10 protein-coding genes are annotated in these 16007 nt (G+C 59.5%); 8 read left to right on the top strand and 2 right to left on the bottom strand.

Going from position 1 to position 16007, the window contains the following annotated elements:
- Positions 1 to 15: 15 nt before the first annotated feature.
- From BLL52_RS05365 to BLL52_RS05385, 5 genes are all read left to right on the top strand, one after another.
- The gene (locus BLL52_RS05365) at positions 16 to 1386 is read left to right on the top strand and encodes a TIGR03013 family XrtA/PEP-CTERM system glycosyltransferase (RefSeq protein WP_075585688.1); all 1371 of its coding nucleotides are present in this window, start codon (positions 16 to 18) and stop codon (positions 1384 to 1386) included.
- A 13-nt stretch (positions 1387 to 1399) separates the two neighbouring features.
- Positions 1400 to 3511 (top strand): XrtA/PEP-CTERM system histidine kinase PrsK, encoded by a 2112-nt coding sequence (gene prsK, locus BLL52_RS05370; protein WP_075585689.1) that lies wholly within the window; start codon positions 1400 to 1402, stop codon positions 3509 to 3511.
- Positions 3508 to 4866 (top strand): PEP-CTERM-box response regulator transcription factor, encoded by a 1359-nt coding sequence (gene prsR / locus BLL52_RS05375; protein WP_083633797.1) that lies wholly within the window; start codon positions 3508 to 3510, stop codon positions 4864 to 4866. The genes prsK and prsR overlap by 4 nt, the downstream gene beginning before the upstream one ends.
- A gap of 49 nt (positions 4867 to 4915) precedes the next feature.
- On the top strand, positions 4916 to 7690 hold the full coding sequence (gene prsT, locus BLL52_RS05380) for an XrtA/PEP-CTERM system TPR-repeat protein PrsT (RefSeq protein ID WP_075585882.1): 2775 nt from the start codon (positions 4916 to 4918) through the stop codon (positions 7688 to 7690).
- A gap of 95 nt (positions 7691 to 7785) precedes the next feature.
- The gene (locus BLL52_RS05385; RefSeq protein WP_075585690.1) at positions 7786 to 9762 is read left to right on the top strand and encodes an ATP-binding cassette domain-containing protein; all 1977 of its coding nucleotides are present in this window, start codon (positions 7786 to 7788) and stop codon (positions 9760 to 9762) included.
- Positions 9763 to 9816: 54 nt separating this feature from the next.
- Here the strand turns inward: BLL52_RS05385 and BLL52_RS05390 are convergent, their stop codons facing one another.
- Positions 9817 to 10338, bottom strand: a complete 522-nt coding sequence (locus BLL52_RS05390; RefSeq protein ID WP_083633798.1) for a MarR family winged helix-turn-helix transcriptional regulator — start codon at positions 10336 to 10338, stop codon at positions 9817 to 9819.
- On the bottom strand, positions 10335 to 11111 hold the full coding sequence (locus BLL52_RS05395; protein WP_083633799.1) for a dihydrodipicolinate reductase C-terminal domain-containing protein: 777 nt from the start codon (positions 11109 to 11111) through the stop codon (positions 10335 to 10337). Before BLL52_RS05395 ends, BLL52_RS05390 begins: the two co-directional genes overlap by 4 nt.
- Positions 11112 to 11261: 150 nt before the next feature.
- On the opposite strand from BLL52_RS05395, the gene BLL52_RS05400 reads away from it, so the two are divergent.
- The 3 genes from BLL52_RS05400 (at position 11262) to fusA (ending at position 15941) form a co-directional block, all read left to right on the top strand.
- Positions 11262 to 12599 carry a chloride channel protein gene (locus BLL52_RS05400; protein WP_241839014.1) on the top strand — a complete coding sequence of 446 codons (1338 nt, stop codon included), beginning with the start codon at positions 11262 to 11264 and terminating at the stop codon, positions 12597 to 12599.
- 398 nt (positions 12600 to 12997) lie between these two features.
- A complete protein-coding gene (locus tag BLL52_RS05405) occupies positions 12998 to 13516 on the top strand; it encodes a flavin reductase family protein (RefSeq protein ID WP_075585691.1) in 519 nt (172 codons plus the stop codon).
- 370 nt (positions 13517 to 13886) lie between these two features.
- Positions 13887 to 15941, top strand: coding sequence for an elongation factor G (gene fusA, locus BLL52_RS05410; RefSeq protein ID WP_075585692.1), 2055 nt, complete (start codon positions 13887 to 13889; stop codon positions 15939 to 15941).
- Positions 15942 to 16007: the final 66 nt, after the last annotated feature.

Consider the following 16007-nt stretch of genomic DNA (forward strand, 5'->3'; position numbering starts at 1 on the left):
CGCGGACGTGAACCCATGATCAAGATCTTCAACCACTACTTCCACAAAAGAACGCTGTTTCAGATCGGCCTTGATCTGCTGCTGCTGCTGCTGATTGCGCTCATCACTTCCTCGGCACACCAGAATCAGCCAGCGCTTTTCGGGCTTGCCACGGTGGGTACTTTCGCGGTTTTGGGCGCAAGCATGATGACGCTGAGCGCTGGCCTGGGTTTTTACCAGCGGGTGCATAACCGCTCGCTCGGCCAGTCCATCGCCCGCGCGGTGCTGGCACTGCTGTGCATGGCGCCCGTGATCCTGGCCCTGGCAACCCGCTACCTTGATGCCAGATCGTTCGCACTGACCGTGCTGGCGGCCATCGCCCTGATGCTGTTGCTACGCGTGTACGTGATGCATTTCACCCCGCGCAACCTGATGCGCCAGCGTGTGCTGGTTTTTGGCACGGGTGCACGCGCCCGATCGGTGGGCACCGAGTTGCTCAGATCTGACCCCAGCGTGGACCTGGTCGGCTACTACGCCGGCCCGAATGAGTTGGAGGCCGAGGTTTCTGCCTGGGGGCTGCTGTCAATGAGCAACTCCCTGACCGACATCGTCAACAATCAGCAGGTGGATGAGATTGTGGTGGCGCTGTCGGAGCGGCGTGGCGGCAGCATGCCCTTACGTGAGTTGCTGGACTGCAAGCTGCAGGGGGTCAAGGTGGTGGACATTGCCACCCACTTCGAGCGCACTTTGGGCCAAATCCGGCTGGAATCTCTCTCTGCCGGCTGGATGATCTTTGGTGACGGCTTCAGCACTGGCTGGTTACGCGCTTTTGTGAAGCGGATTTTTGACGTCATCTGCGCCTTCATCCTGATCTTGCTAGCCCTGCCGGTGATGTTGATGACTGCGGTTTTGATTGTGCTGGAAGACGGTTTCCCCATCCTCTATTTCCAGGAGCGTGTGGGGCAAAACGGGCGCCTGTTCAATGTGGTGAAGTTCCGCAGCATGCGCACCGATGCAGAAAAAGACGGCAAGCCGCGCTGGGCTACGGCCAAAGATGATCGGGTGACGCGGTTAGGCCGGATCATCCGCAAACTGCGCATTGATGAGCTGCCCCAACTCTTCAGTGTTTTGACGGGCTCCATGAGTATGGTCGGGCCGCGCCCGGAACGCCCCTATTTTGTGGATCAGCTGACCCAGGAAATCCCGTACTACGCCATCCGGCATAGCGTCAAGCCGGGTGTCACCGGCTGGGCACAGGTGCGTTATCAGTATGGGTCGTCAGTAGAAGACGCGGCTGAAAAGCTGCAGTACGACCTGTATTACGTCAAAAACCACTCGCTGCTGCTGGACATTGTGGTGATGTTCGAAACCATTGGTGTGGTGGTGATGCGCAAGGGCGCCCAATAGTTTTCCGACCATTATGGACAGCGGCCACCTCGACTTGACCGTCTGGAGCGGTGGACTGGCAGTGGTGTGCTACCTGGTGTTTGCGCTGCGTTTGCTGCAAGCCGGGTACCTTAGAAAACCGCGCGAGGCCTCCAAAATAGCCGTTTTGGCCGCGGTGTCTCTGAGCGCCCTGTGGGGAGGGGCAGCGCTGATGCTGGTCCTGAAGCCTTCTGCAGTGTTACTGCTGGTGACCACGCTGGCAGATCAATTGCGCTACGCAGCCTGGTTCGCTTTTTTACTGATCCTGCTGCGCACTAACCGACCGACCAAGGGCCTCAGTAGCACCCGCAGTCTGGCGCTCTGGGCGGTGTTGCTGGCGGCCTCTGGCCCGCTGTCCTTGGGTCTGGCGGTGCTTAATGTGGGCGCTCTGGGTGATCCGATGCGCTGGGTGCTGTTCAGCGCCATGGCTATGCCGGTGTTTGCACTGGTGCTGCTGGAGCAGGTATTTCGCAACGCCACCGAAGACTCGCGCTGGAACATCAAGCCTTTATCGCTGGGTCTGGCGGGTGCCTTCTTGTTTGATCTGTACCTGTTTTCGCAAGCCGTGTTGTTTAACCGCCCCGATGAAGATGCGCTGAGCATTCGCGCCGGGGTACATGCTTTGATGATGCCACTGCTGCTGCTGTCCAGTACCCGGCGCAACGACTGGATTGCCAAGATCCAACTCTCACCCAAGGCGGCTTTCCACTCGGCCACACTGCTGATGGCAGGCATTTACCTGATCTTCATTTCGGGCGTGGGCTACTACGTGCGCTATTTTGGTGGTGAGTGGGGGCGCGCATTACAGTTGGGCTTGGTGGTATTTGCCCTGATCATTCTGGTGATTCTGGCGCTGTCGGGCACCATGCGCGCCAAACTGCGTATTTTTCTGGGCAAGCATTTCTTTCGCTACCGCTATGACTACCGTGAAGAGTGGCTGAAATTCACTCGCGCTTTGTCGGCGCAAAATTCTCCGCAGGCTTTGGGCCAGCAGGTGGTGCGCGGTCTGGCTGAAATGGTGGAGAGCCCTGGCGGCGGACTATGGCTGCGGGTCAAGGGTGAGCCCACCTTTAGCCAGACGGCGCGCTGGAATTTGGGCCAAACCGATGACAAGGAGGCCATGGACTCGCCCATGTGCCAGTATCTGGCCGATGGCGGCAAGCTGATCAACCTGGAGGACTACCGCTCGTTTTCCCGGCGTTACGGCAGTCTCAAAATCCCGGTCTGGCTGCAGGATCTGCCCCAAGCCTGGCTGGTGGTGCCACTGATGGTGGGTGACGAACAGATCGGTTTCGTGGTGCTGGCCAGCGCGCGCACCCTGTTTGAGGTGAACTGGGAGGTCAACGACCTGCTCAAAACCGCCAGCCAGCAGGCTGCCAGTTACCTGGCGCAGATGCAGGCCACCGAGGCGTTGCTGGAGGTGCGCAAATTTGATGCTTTCAACAAGATGTCAGCCTTTGTGGTGCATGACCTGAAAAACATCGTCACCCAACTCTCGCTCATGATGAAAAATGCCAAGCGGCACGGTGGCAACCCCGAGTTTCAACAAGACATGCTGATGACCGTGGACAACTCGTTGGAGCGCATGCGGCAGTTGATGTTGCAACTGCGTGAGGGCGCCACCCCACCGGGCAAAGCGTTTGGTGTAAACCTCAGCGCCATTGTCACGCGGGTGCAAGCGGTGGCTGCTGCACGCGGGCGATTGCTGGAGGTCAAGGCTCTCGAATCGTTGGACACCCGTGGGCACGAGGAGCGGTTGGAGCGCATCATTGGCCACGTGGTGCAAAATGCTTTTGATGCGACAGACCCGAGCGGCCATGTCTGGCTCACTCTGGAGCGCGCTGGTGGACAAGCCCGCATTGTGGTGCAGGACACCGGGCTGGGTATGACGCAGGACTTCATGCGCGAGCGACTCTTTAAGCCTTTCCAGACCACCAAACAGGCCGGTATGGGAATTGGCGCGTACGAGAGTTACCAATATGTGCAGGAATTAGGTGGCAAGATCGAAGTTCAAAGCGAAGTCAACCAAGGAACCACCGTGACACTGCTTTTACCGTTGTTTGAAAACCAGAAGACATCGGATCTTCATTCCGTAGAAAGCACATGACCTCAGAAAAATCCCGTCCCTTGATGATCGTTGAAGACGATCTGGCGCTGCAAAAGCAGATCAAGTGGTCGCTGGACCGCTTTGACACTGTGACCGCCAGCGACCGCGAAAGTGCGCTGCTGCAACTTCGCAGGAGCCTGCCCGCAGTGGTGACCATGGACCTGGGGCTGCCACCCGATGCTGATTCGGTATCAGAGGGCTTCAAGCTACTGGAACAGATCATGGCTTTCGATGCCGACATTAAGGTAATCGTGCTTACCGGCCAGAACGACCAGGCCAACGCCTTGCGGGCAGTGGCCATGGGGGCTTACGATTTTTTCGCCAAGCCTTTTGAGCCAGAACTGCTGAATCTGACAATTGAGCGTGCCTTCAGGCTTTTCGAGCTACAGGCAGAAAACAAACGCCTGCGTGCGCTGCAACAACCCGACGCGCTGGCAGGCCTGACCACTCGCGACCCGATGATGCTACGCATCTGCCGCACCATCGAGAAAGTGGCCAGCAGCAATGCCACGGTCATGCTGTTGGGCGAAAGTGGCACCGGCAAAGAGGTGCTGGCTCGCGGCCTGCATCAGGCGTCACCTCGGAGGGGCGAGAAATTTGTGGCCATCAACTGCGCCGCCATCCCCGAAAACCTACTGGAAAGCGAGCTCTTTGGCTATGAAAAAGGCGCTTTTACCGGCGCTGGAAAAACCACGCTGGGCAAGATCGAGACGGCTAACGGCGGCACCCTGATGTTGGATGAAATTGGCGATTTGCCCTTTCAATTACAGGCCAAGTTGCTACGATTTCTGCAAGAAAGAGTTATCGAGCGGGTCGGCGGGCGTCAGGAAATTGCGGTGGATGTGCGCATCATTTGCGCCACCCACCAGGACTTGATGGCGCTCAGCAAGGAAAACCGGTTTCGCGAGGATTTGTATTACCGACTGGCCGAAATTGTGGTCAACATTCCGCCACTGCGAGAACGGGTGGGCGACTCGGCCTTGCTGGCCCACGCCTTTGCCCGCAAGTTTGCCCTGGAGCAAAACCGGGGCTCCTTGACACTGAGTGACGACGCGGTCAAGGCCATTGAACAACACCCGTGGCCGGGCAACATCCGCGAACTGGAAAATTGCATCAAACGCGCCGTCATCATGACCGACGGCAACCAGATTACCCGCGAAGATGTTGGCCTGAAGGCCGCGACAGACGCGCTGGACACCTCCCTGGACTTACGCGTCATCCGCGACAACGCAGAGAAAACCGCCATTCTGGCGGCCCTTGGCCGGGTGAACGGCAATGTGCTCAAGGCCGCCGAGTTACTTGGCGTTAGCCGCCCGACCCTGTACGATTTAATGCACCGCTTAGGGTTGAAATAGGTCCACACTTTCATCCACCGTTCTCATAAGTTTTATTCAGGGGTTGATCATGTCATTGAAAAAAAATCAAACGTGCGCGGCACTGTCTGCACTGTTGGTGTCTTTGCTGCTGGTGGCCTGTAGCGAAAAGCCTGAGGCGATGCTGAGTTCTGCCAAAGACTATCTGGCTAAAAATGACAACAAGGCGGCGGTCATCCAGATCAAAAATGCGCTGCAAAAGAACCCGGACATGCCCGAAGCGCGCTTTATGCTGGGCAAGACTCTGCTGGACAGCGGCGACGCAGCGGGTGCCGAAACCGAGTTGCGCAAGGCACTGGCGCTCAATTACCCGCAAGACCCGATCGTCCCGCTGTTGGCCAACGCGATGCTGGCGCAAGGCCAGGCCAAAAAGCTCACCGACGAATTTGGCAAGACGACTTTGACCGACAAGCCTGCCCAGGGCGCTTTTTTAACCAGCCTGGCAACCGCCTACGCCGCACAGGGCCAGGCCAAACCGGCGCAAGCGTCCCTCGACGCTGCTTTGGCAGCTACGCCCGACTATGCGCCGGCCAAACTGATCCAGGCGCGCCAAAAAGGCGGCCAGCGCGACTTCGACGCAGCGCTGGCGCTGACCGAAGAAGTCATTGCCTCGGCACCGCAGAACTTTGAAGCCTGGAAACTCAAGGGTGATTTGCTGCGTTACGCCAAAGATCAACCCACCGAGGCACTGGCCGCTTACCGCAAGTCGGTGGAGATCAAACCAGAATTTCTGGCGGGTCAGGCAGCGCTGATCACCTTGCTTTTTCTGCAAAACAATTTCGCCGACGCTACCACCCAGTTGGAGCAACTCAAAAAGTTCAACCCCAACCACCCGCAAACCAAGTTTTTGCAAGCGCATCTGGCGTATCAGCAAAAAGACCTGAAAGGCGCGCGGGACCTGGTGCAACAGGTTCTGAAAGCGGTGCCCGGGAATGTGCAAGCGCTGCAACTTGCAGGCGCGGTGGAGCTGCAACTCAACTCACCTATCCAGGCTGAAGCCTACCTGAGCAAAGCCCTGCAAGCGGCACCCGGCTTGCCACTGGCTCGGCGCTTGCTGGTCACGGTGTACCTTCGCACCGGCCAGGCAGCCAAGGCTCTTGCAACTCTCACACCGGGCCTGAGCGCAGACAACGTTGATCCGGCTTTGTACGCATTGGCCGGTGAGGTCTATCTGCAAAACAACGATTTGAAAAAAGCCGAGGAGTACTTCACCAAGGCGACCCAACAAGACCCGCAGAATGCGCGCAGCCGCACCTCTCTGGCCCTGACCCGCCTAGTCGGCGGACAAGTGGACTCGGCCTTTGGCGAGCTTGAAAACATTGCTGCCTCTGACGCTGGCACCACCGCCGACATGGCCTTGATCAGTGCCCATCTGCGTCGCCAGGAGTTGGACAAGGCCCTCCAGGCCATCGATGGCCTGGAGAAAAAACAGCCCGACAAACCGCTGGCAGCCAATCTACGCGGCCGGGTTTTGCTGGCTAAAAAAGATGTCGCAGGCGCACGAAAAAGCTTTGAGCGCGCCTTGCAAGTCGACGCCTTGTACTTTCCTGCTGTCGCCAGCCTGGCAGGGCTGGACCTAGCTGACAACAAACCCGCGGACGCCAAGGCACGATTTGACGCGGTTTTGGCCAAAGACCCGAAAAACTCGCAGGCGCTGTTGGCGCTGGCTGAACTGAGCCTTAGAACGGGGGGCAGCAAAGAAGACGTCATCAAGCTCTTGGACCATGCGGTCACGGCCAACCCCACCGAAGTGGCGCCCCGCATCCTGTTGATTGACTATTACCTGCGCAACAAAGATTTCAAACAAGCCACCTCGGCCGCCCAGAACGCTACCGCCACCCTGCCAGAAAACCCAGATATTTTGGGCGCCCTGGGGCGAGCGCAACAAGCGTCTGGCGAATTCAATCAAGCACTGGCCAGCTACAACAAACTCTCCGCCCTGCAACCCATGTCACCCATGCCCTATCTGTTCATGGCCGATGTGCACATGGCCATGAAAGACAAGACAGCCGCAGCCAACAGCTTGCGCAAGGCACTGGAGCTCAAACCAGACCTGCAGCAAGCGCAACGCGGCAGCATCTTGCTGGACATGGATGGCAAGAACATCCAGGGCGCGCTGGCCACCGCCAAAACCATGCAAAAGCAAGACCCCAAAGGCGCGGTGGGTTATGTGCTGGAAGGTGACATCAACGCCTCGCAGAAAAACTGGGACAGCGCTGCCAACGCTTACCGTGATGGCCTCAAGCAGGTCAGCTCACCTGAATTGGCCATCAAACTGCACTCGGTACTGCTGGCCGCCAACAAGCCAGGCGACGCTGACCGGCTTGCCACCACTTGGCAACGCGACAACCCGAAAGATGCCGCCTTTGTGCTGTATCTGGGCGACGGTGCCATCAACCGCAAAGACTACGCCAGCGCCGAAAAGCTTTACAGCACCGTCATCAAGGTACAGCCTAACAATGCGGTTGCCTACAACAACCTCGCCTGGGTCAGCGCCCGCCTGAACCGGGACAGTGCCATTGCGCTGGCCGAAAAAGCCAACACCCTGGCCCCGAATCAGCCCGCATTCATGGACACGCTGGCGGTGCTCTTGTCAGACAAGGGCGATTACGCCAAAGCCGCAGAACTGCAAACCAAAGCCGTCGCGCTGCAACCACAGAACCCGGTGTTCAAGCTGAACCTGGCCAAAATTCATATCAAGGGTGGCAAAAAAGAACTGGCCAAGGTGCAACTCGACGAGTTAGCGGCCTTGGGTGACAAGTTTGGCGGACAGAAAGAAGTGGCAGAGTTGCTGAAAACGCCGTGACGCGACCTGGCGGATTTTTTTGAGACGCCAAGCCGGTCCAGGCTGGGTCCCTCAGAAGAAGGACCAGCGGCCCGCCAGCGGATAATCCCGCCCCTATGGCACTCATCACACTTCTTGACGCCCAGCTGGCTTTTGGGCATGTTGCCCTGCTCGACCATGCTGATTTTTCTCTCGAAACACAGGAGCGCGTGGGGCTGATCGGTCGCAACGGCGCGGGCAAGTCCAGTATGCTCAAAATCCTGGGTGGTTTGGACAAACCCGATGACGGCACCACGCAGGTGCAAAACGGCATCCGCATTGCGTTTGTAGCGCAGGAGCCGCAACTTGACGCGGATGCTACGGTTTTCGAAGCTGTCAGCGTAGGCTTGGCGAGGGCTAGGGCCTTAATTGATGAATATTCTCAGGGTCATGGCGATCTGGATGCGATGCAAACCGAGATTGAGTCGCTGGACGGCTGGAACTGGGAGCAGCGCGTGTCGGAGACGCTACACCGCCTGCACCTGGCGCCCGACGCGCTGGTGCGCACGCTCTCGGGCGGCAACAAAAAGCGGGTGGCGCTGGCGCAGGCGCTGGTATCTGCCCCCGACGTGCTGCTGCTCGACGAACCCACTAACCACCTGGACCTGGACAGCATCGAATGGCTGGAAGGCCTGCTGTGTGAGTTTCGCGGCAGCATGATTTGCATCACCCACGACCGCTCATTTCTGGACAATGTGGCGACCCGCATTGTTGAACTTGATCGCGGCAAATTGCTCTCCTACCCGGGCAATTTCGCCGCCTACCTGGTGCAAAAAGAAGAGCAGTTGGCACAAGAGGCGGTGATCAACGCGCGTGCTGACAAGTTGCTAGCACAGGAGGAAATCTGGATTCGCAAAGGTGTGGAAGCACGGCGCACCCGCGCGCAGGCCCGTATCGTGCGTCTGGGTGAGTTGCGCGCCAAACACCAGGCGCGCCGCGACGTGGTGGGCAGCGTGAACATGGACGTGGTGACCGGCGCTACCAGCGGCAAGCTGGTGGCTGAACTGACGCACGTGACGAAGAGTTTTGGTGAGCGCAAAATCGTCGATGGCTTTTCTGCCACCATCCTGCGCGGCGACAAAATCGGCCTGCTGGGCCCCAACGGCGCCGGTAAAACCACGCTGCTCAAGCTCATTCTGGGTGAACTCATGGCCGACCCGGCACCCGCTAACTCCCCTGCCCCCGAGCCCGGCCACAGCCCGTGGGGCACGGTGCGCCAGGGGGCCAACATCTCGGTGGCGTATTTTGACCAGATGCGCAACGCGCTGGACCTGGACGCCACGCTGGAAGACTTCATCAGCCCCGGCAGTGAGTGGATCGAGATCGGCAACCAGAAAAAGCATGTGAAAAGCTATTTGGGCGACTTTTTGTTTTCGCCAGCCCGCGCTAATTCCCCGGTGCGATCCTTGAGCGGCGGCGAGCGCAACCGGCTGCTGCTGGCGCGCCTGTTTGCCCGGCCTGCCAATGTGCTGGTGCTCGATGAGCCGACCAATGACCTGGACATTGACACGCTGGAGTTGCTGGAAGACCTGCTGCAAAACTACGACGGCACGGTGTTTCTGGTCAGCCATGACCGTACCTTTCTGGACAATGTGGTCACCAGCACCATCGCCTTTGAGGGTGATGCGAAGTGGCGCGAATACGAGGGTGGCGTGACTGACTGGCTGGTGCAAAGTAGGCGCGCGTCAGAGCTGGCCAAGTCTAGAGGTCAAAAAGGCCCCAAGCCCTTTCATTATGAGCGCGAGCAGCTACTAAAGAAAGAGCAGTCAAGCGTCGGCGAAATAGCAACGCCTACGCCGTTGCCCACCGCTGCGCCAGTTGCCAAAGCGCGCAAACTCAGTTTCAAGGAGCAGCGCGAGCTCGACACCCTGCCCGACCTGATTGCCAAGCTGGAGGCCGAACAGGCCCAGGCGGCGACCCTGCTGGCCGACGGCAGCCTGTACGCCGTGGACAACACCCGCGCCATGAAGCTGGCTGCCCGCAGCGCCCAGATTGACGATGAGTTGCTGGCCGCGATGGAGCGCTGGGAGCTGCTGGGAAGCAGCGCCGGTTAAGAACCGCCTGGCGCTCTGGCGCCAGCCCCTTCAGCGCAAGCCAGCGCCATCCTTCTACAACTGCGCCAGCGGAATGCTGCCGCTGGCCTCATCGGCCTTAAGCAGAGCAATGAGCTCTGCCAAATCGTGGTCAAGCCGCTGTAGTGTTTCGGCTGGCAATTGTTCCAGCGCCTCTGGCAAGACACCTTCAAACGGGCCCGGCACCTGCTTTAGTAGCTCCAGTGCGCCGGGCAGCGGCATCAGCTGCAACTGGCGCTTGTCCACCTGCCCTTTGTCGGCACGGATTAGTCCCTTTTTTAGCAAGCCTTTGACCAAATTGCTGGCGGTGGACTGGTGCACATCCATGCTGCGTGCGAGTGCGCCCAGGCCAATGCTAGGTTGGTCGCGAATGATGCTCAGCGCCCACACCTGCGCGCCGCCCAGCCCCACCTGTTTTTCCACCTGCTTGAAATGCGTGCGGACCGCGTTAAACACCACGCGAAAACGGCGCAGCACCACGGCGGCTTGCTCGGCGGGATCGCTCGCAGGATCGGGTAGTGAGACGGGAACAGGGGTGGATTGAACGCGTCTGGTCATACCGTGGCAACGGGGTCTGCGGGCAGCTGGTCGTCCGCCAGCAGCTCCTGGCGCACCAAGCGCATCATCAAGTCGTCAAAGGTATAGAAACCCGGTGCGCAGGGGGCCAACTGCGTGATGGCAAACGCCGCGCCAGTGCCAAAGGCGCGCCGCTCGATCGAGTTGTGCACGAGCCGCACCGTCTGGTAAGGAAAGCCAAAAATCACCTCATGTTGGCCGACGATGCCACCCAGGCGCAGCGAGGTGATGCGCTCATCCTGCACCTGCAGGGTCTGGGCAATCTTGCGGGCGGTGCCTGACACTTCTGGCTTGTCGCGAAAGTGTTGCTCCAGAATCTCCACATCGGCATGCGGGGCAATCTTGCGCAACAGCCGCGCCGCCATGATCAGGAAGTTGATGCCCACGGTGATGTTGGGCGAGCACATCACCTGGGTGTCTTTGCCCAGCGTGCGGGCGTAGTCCAGGTCTTGCGGGCTATAGGCCGAGATGGCACTCACCAGCATCACCCGGTGCTGGCGCAGCGCCTCGCCATAGGCGTGCAGGCTGTGGGCCTGCGAAAAGTCCACCAGCGCATCCACCGGATGCGCGTCCATCCAGGCGCTCCAATCCTGTGCCTCCAGGCTGACGATGGGGATGCTCGTCTCTGGCACGGTCGCACCCGGCTGTGCAGAGTGGCGAACCACCCAGCACAACGCCAAACGCGGGTCAGACTGCAGCTCCTGCGCCACCGCCTGCCCGGCCTTGCCGTAGCCCACCAAACCGACCTTGAACATGTGGCTCTCCTCTTGTGGCCTAAAAATAGAGCCATCCTGCGTTAAAGTGCGGGCAATATAACAAATTGCATTCGTTGCAATGCATTCACCTCTACAGCCCTCCATGGATTGCAATCGCTTTGCTCAATTTGGCTCGTGGAGGTTTGCGGCGTGAAGATAGACGACGGCAGTGCCAACCTGCTCAACGCCCTGCGCAAAGATCTGGCTGATTGGCGATTGTGGTTGTCACGCGCGGTGGTCATCGGCTTTGCGGCATTGGCTGGCCTGACCGTGGTGGCCTTCACTTGGATGACCGAACACGCCTTCGCCTTCTTTGAACGCATGCAGGGCGCGGTGGCCTGGGCACCACTGTTGTGGACACCGCTGTGTGCGGCGGGCATTGTCTGGGTGATGCGCCGTTACGCCATAGGGGCCGCAGGCTCAGGCATTCCGCAGGTGATGGCGGCCATGGACAGTGTGCCTGCGCAGCAACGCCATCTGTTTGTGTCTTTGAAACTCTCCGCTGCCAAGATGCTGCTGACTGCAGGCGGCATGCTGGGTGGCTTGTCTTTGGGGCGTGAGGGGCCGTCAGTACAAATTGCGGCTGGCGTCATGCACCACGCGCGCCACTATTTGCCCGACAAAACGCAGGTTTCTGACCACGGGCTGCTGATGGCCGGTGGCGCTGCCGGGATTGCAGCGGCCTTCAATACCCCGCTGGGCGGGATCATGTTTGCCATTGAGGAGCTGTCGCGCCGCCCCGAGCAGCGCAGCAACGGCCTGCTGCTGGCCGCCATTGTGCTCAGCGGCCTGATGGCGGTGTCGATCTATGGCAATTCCACCTACTTTGGCGTGATCCGGGTGGACGAACTGAGCATGGCCCTGTTGGGGCCGGGCCTGCTGGTGGCGGTGTCGTGCGGATTGATTGGCGGGCTGTTTGCGCGCATGCTGCTGCTGTCAGTTCGTGGCGACAGTGCTGACCGGTTCAGCCGCTGGCGCAAACGCTCACCGGTGGCGTTTGCTGCGGCCTGCGGGCTGGTGCTGGCCGTGATCGGGCTGGTCAGCCACAACAGCACCTTTGGCACCGGCTACGCCGCCAGCCGTGGCATGCTCGATGGTCAAGGCCATACCGAGCCGCTCTACACCCTGCTGAAATTTCTGGCCACCTGGATCACCGCCTGGTCAGGCGTGCCGGGCGGCATCTTTGCGCCGGCGTTGTCCATCGGCGGGTCTTTGGGCAACGACATCGCGCAGTTGACCCACTACGCCAACGCGCCCACGCTGATCGCGCTGGGCATGGCCGGCTTTTTGGCAGCGGTAACGCAGGCACCACTCACGGCGTTCATCATCGTCATGGAGATGGTCGATGGCCACGCGCTGGTACTGAGTCTGATGGCTACCGCCATGGTGGCCAGCGGTGTCTCGCGCCTGCTGTGTGTGCCGCTGTACCAGGCCATGGCGCAGTTGCAATCGCTGCGCTTGCCACCGGCAGCGCCGCCTGCAGCCTGAAAAAAAAGGAGCCCCTAAGGGCTCCAAACTCGCTTGCAATTCCGATTGCTAAAAAGAAACTACGTCGTAAGTATATTTGGTCAAATGCAATTGGCGACTGCGGGTTTACCCTTGTATCGATGGTCAAAGCCAGCACCAGGTCATCACTATCGGGCTACCCCAGCGATCCTGGGGGGCGCTAGGCGCCACGACAAAGCGGTTGCGCAACCTTCGAGATTTTTGTATAAAAATCGGCGCAAGCCCTTGGTCAGAAGGGGGCAGTAACTATATTTTTGATACTGTTTAACACAGCGCGTTGGTGACTGATGCGCATGGCGCAATTTTTAAGAGGCAATTTCGCCAGGCGGGTTTGGCCCACGCGGTGTGCAACTTGCCTAATTTCGGGTAGATTCAGCCCGATGTTTTCAACCGTAACCCGCTCTCTGGCGCAGGCGCCCGACTTTTCCAGCACCCAATTTCGCACCGCCTTAGGCATGTTTGCAACAGGCGTGACGATTGTCACAGCGCGCACGCCCGCAGGGGAGTTGGTGGGGCTGACCGCCAATTCATTTAACTCGGTGTCGCTCACGCCGCCGCTGGTGCTGTGGAGCCTGTCGCAGGCGGCGAGCTCGATGGCCGCCTTTCGCCAAGGCTCTCACTATGCAATCAATATTCTGGCCGCCGACCAGCAGGCGCTGGCACTACGGTTTGCATCACGCAGCGGCGACCGCTTTGCCGACCTGGCTTTCACCAACGGACGCGGCGGCGCACCGCTGATCAGCGGCAGCGTGGCCAGCTTCGAGTGCTTTAACCGCAGCCGCTACGAAGAAGGTGACCACGTGATTTTTGTCGGTGAGGTGGAATACTGCAGCTACCGCACCGGCGCCTCACCGCTGCTGTACCACAGTGGTCAGTTTTACACTGAACACCCGCTTTAATTATCAAATATAGAGCTGCTATCCTTTATAGAACAAGGGCCAGAGGCCAATTTCTTATATATTCTGAGAGGCCTTAGGCGACGGCAATAGGGTGGCCTTTAGCGTGCTCCAAAAATCCTGACTGAGCATCACCGAAGGCAAATGCATGCGCGGCTGTTGGATCGTCATGCACATTGACATTCAAGACACGTCGACTACGGCCATCGGCACGGCGTGCTTTGGCTGCTCGCAACCCGCATCCGCCAGAACCTGGCGCTTTTTCCGGGCTGAACGCGCTCAAAATGACGTTTGACCGCGACTCAAGACATCTGTCAAAGCGCGCTGCTCGAGCGTAAACTGTTCGCTCACAACATCATCGAAAGAGACCGTTATGAGCGACAAAACATCGACAAACATCCGTGCTGTGACATTGGTCGGACATGGCTCAGTTGGCAAAACCACCTTGATCGAGAGCCTGTTGGCCGCTACCGGCACCATCACCGGCCGTGGCTCGGTGGAAAAAGGCAACACGGTGTGCGACTTTGACCCGATTGAAAAACAACTCGGTCACTCGTTGCATTCTTCGCTGGTCAGCCTCACCCAGGATGACACGCGCATTCACCTGCTCGACACGCCCGGTTACCCCGACTTCGCGGGTCAGGCCATCGGTGCGCTGGCGGCCGCCGACACCGCTTTGATTGTGATCAGCGCCCAAACCGGCGTCGAGCTGACCACCGAACGCATGTTCACCCTGGCGGGCGAGCGCGGCCTGTGTCGGATGATTCTGATCAACAAAATTGATGCCGACAACCTCGACTTGGGCGCTTTGGTGGACGACATCCGCGAGCGCTTTGGCAAGCAATGCCTGCTGCTGGACTTGCCCACCCACCATGCACAAGAGGTGGTGGAACTGCTTGGCCATGACGACGGCGAGAGCGACTTTGCCTCGGTGGCCGCAGCCCACCGCGCGCTGGTTGACCAACTCATCGAGGAAGACGACGACCTGATGGCGCGCTATCTGGAAGATGGTGCCGACCCCAGTCCGCAAGAATTGCATGCGCCGTTTGAGAAAGCGCTGCGCGCCGGGCACCTGACCCCGATTTTGTTTGTGTCGGCGAAAACCGGCGCGGGCGTGCCGCAGTTGCTCGACGTGCTGGTCAGGCTGGCCCCGAACCCGGCCGAGGGCAACCCGCCACCGTTTTACAAGAACCAGCCCGATGCCGAGCCAGTGGCATTTGCCGCCCAGCCGCTGCCCGATCTGCATGTGCTGGCGCATGTGTTCAAGGTGGTAGTGGACCCGTTTATTGGCAAGGTCTGCGTGTTTCGGGTGCATCAGGGCACAGTGCGCAAGGACGCGCAACTGTTTGCCGGTTCGGGCAAACAGCCATTTAAGGTCAACCACCTGTACTGCTTGCAGGGCAAGGAGTACGTTGAGGTGGATGCGCTGGTGCCGGGTGACATCGGTGCCGTGGCCAAGGTCGACGAGATTGCGTTTGACAGCGTGCTGCACGACTCGCATGACGAAGACCACATCCACCTGAAACCACTGGCGTTCCCGCAACCCATGCACGGTCTGGCGGTACAGACCCAGCGCAAGGGCGACGAGCAGCGGCTGTTTGAGATCTTGCACAAACTGGAGATGGAAGACCCGTGTTTCACCGTGGAGCGGCATCCCGGCACCAATGAGACGGTGATCCGCGGCCTGGGCGACATGCACCTGCGCGCCAAAATGCTGCGCATGCAGCAGCAGTTCAAGCTGGAACTCACCACCAGCACGCCACAAATCGCCTACCGCGAGACCATTCTGGGCGAGGCGCAAGGCCATTGCCGCCACAAAAAACAAAGCGGTGGCGCAGGGCAGTTTGGCGAGGTGATGCTGCGCGTAGCACCGCTGGAGCGCGGCGCGGGGTTTGAGTTTGAGGATGTGGTCAAGGGCGGCGCCATTCCCGGCGTGTTCATGCAGGCGGTTGAAAAAGGCGTGCAGCAGGCGTTGGCGCAAGGCGCAGTGGCGGGTTTTCCGCTGCACGACCTGCGCGTGACGGTTTTTGATGGCAAGACCCACGCGGTGGACGGCAAAGAGGTGGCATTTGTGGCCGCCGCGCGCAAAGCCACGCTGGAAGCGGTGCGGGCTGCCAAGCCGGTGGTGCTGGAACCGGTCGTGACGATTGAAGTGGTGGCACCGGAGTCTGCCATTGGGGATTTGACTGGCGACCTGGCCAGCAAACGTGGCCATATCACTGGCACCCAGCCACGGCCCATGGGCACGGTGGCGATCAGCGGGCAAATGCCGCTGGCCGAATTGGGCGACTACCAGAGCCGCCTGAAGTCACTCACTGGCGGCCAGGGCTCTTACACCCTGGCGTTTTCGCACTACGCGCAGGTCAATGAGGACACGCAAGCGAAGCTGACCAGCTCCTTCAAACCCGGCAACCTTGCTGACGATTAATGACTTTTGTCACACGACCCATGGGCGCAACGCGGTAGCATCGCGCCCACTTCACCTTTGACGCAG

The organism is Rhodoferax antarcticus ANT.BR (genome assembly GCF_001938565.1).
Lineage (GTDB): Bacteria > Pseudomonadota > Gammaproteobacteria > Burkholderiales > Burkholderiaceae_C > Rhodoferax > Rhodoferax antarcticus.

Coding starts and splice junctions, on each gene's coding strand:
- BLL52_RS05385 (WP_075585690.1), top strand. CDS start 7,786: ATGGCACTCATCACACTTCTTGACGCCCAGCTGGCTTTTGGGCATGTT.
- BLL52_RS05390 (WP_083633798.1), bottom strand. CDS start 10,338: ATGACCAGACGCGTTCAATCCACCCCTGTTCCCGTCTCACTACCCGAT.
- prsR (WP_083633797.1), top strand. CDS start 3,508: ATGACCTCAGAAAAATCCCGTCCCTTGATGATCGTTGAAGACGATCTG.
- BLL52_RS05395 (WP_083633799.1), bottom strand. CDS start 11,111: ATGTTCAAGGTCGGTTTGGTGGGCTACGGCAAGGCCGGGCAGGCGGTG.
- BLL52_RS05365 (WP_075585688.1), top strand. CDS start 16: ATGATCAAGATCTTCAACCACTACTTCCACAAAAGAACGCTGTTTCAG.
- prsK (WP_075585689.1), top strand. CDS start 1,400: ATGGACAGCGGCCACCTCGACTTGACCGTCTGGAGCGGTGGACTGGCA.
- BLL52_RS05405 (WP_075585691.1), top strand. CDS start 12,998: ATGTTTTCAACCGTAACCCGCTCTCTGGCGCAGGCGCCCGACTTTTCC.
- prsT (WP_075585882.1), top strand. CDS start 4,916: ATGTCATTGAAAAAAAATCAAACGTGCGCGGCACTGTCTGCACTGTTG.
- fusA (WP_075585692.1), top strand. CDS start 13,887: ATGAGCGACAAAACATCGACAAACATCCGTGCTGTGACATTGGTCGGA.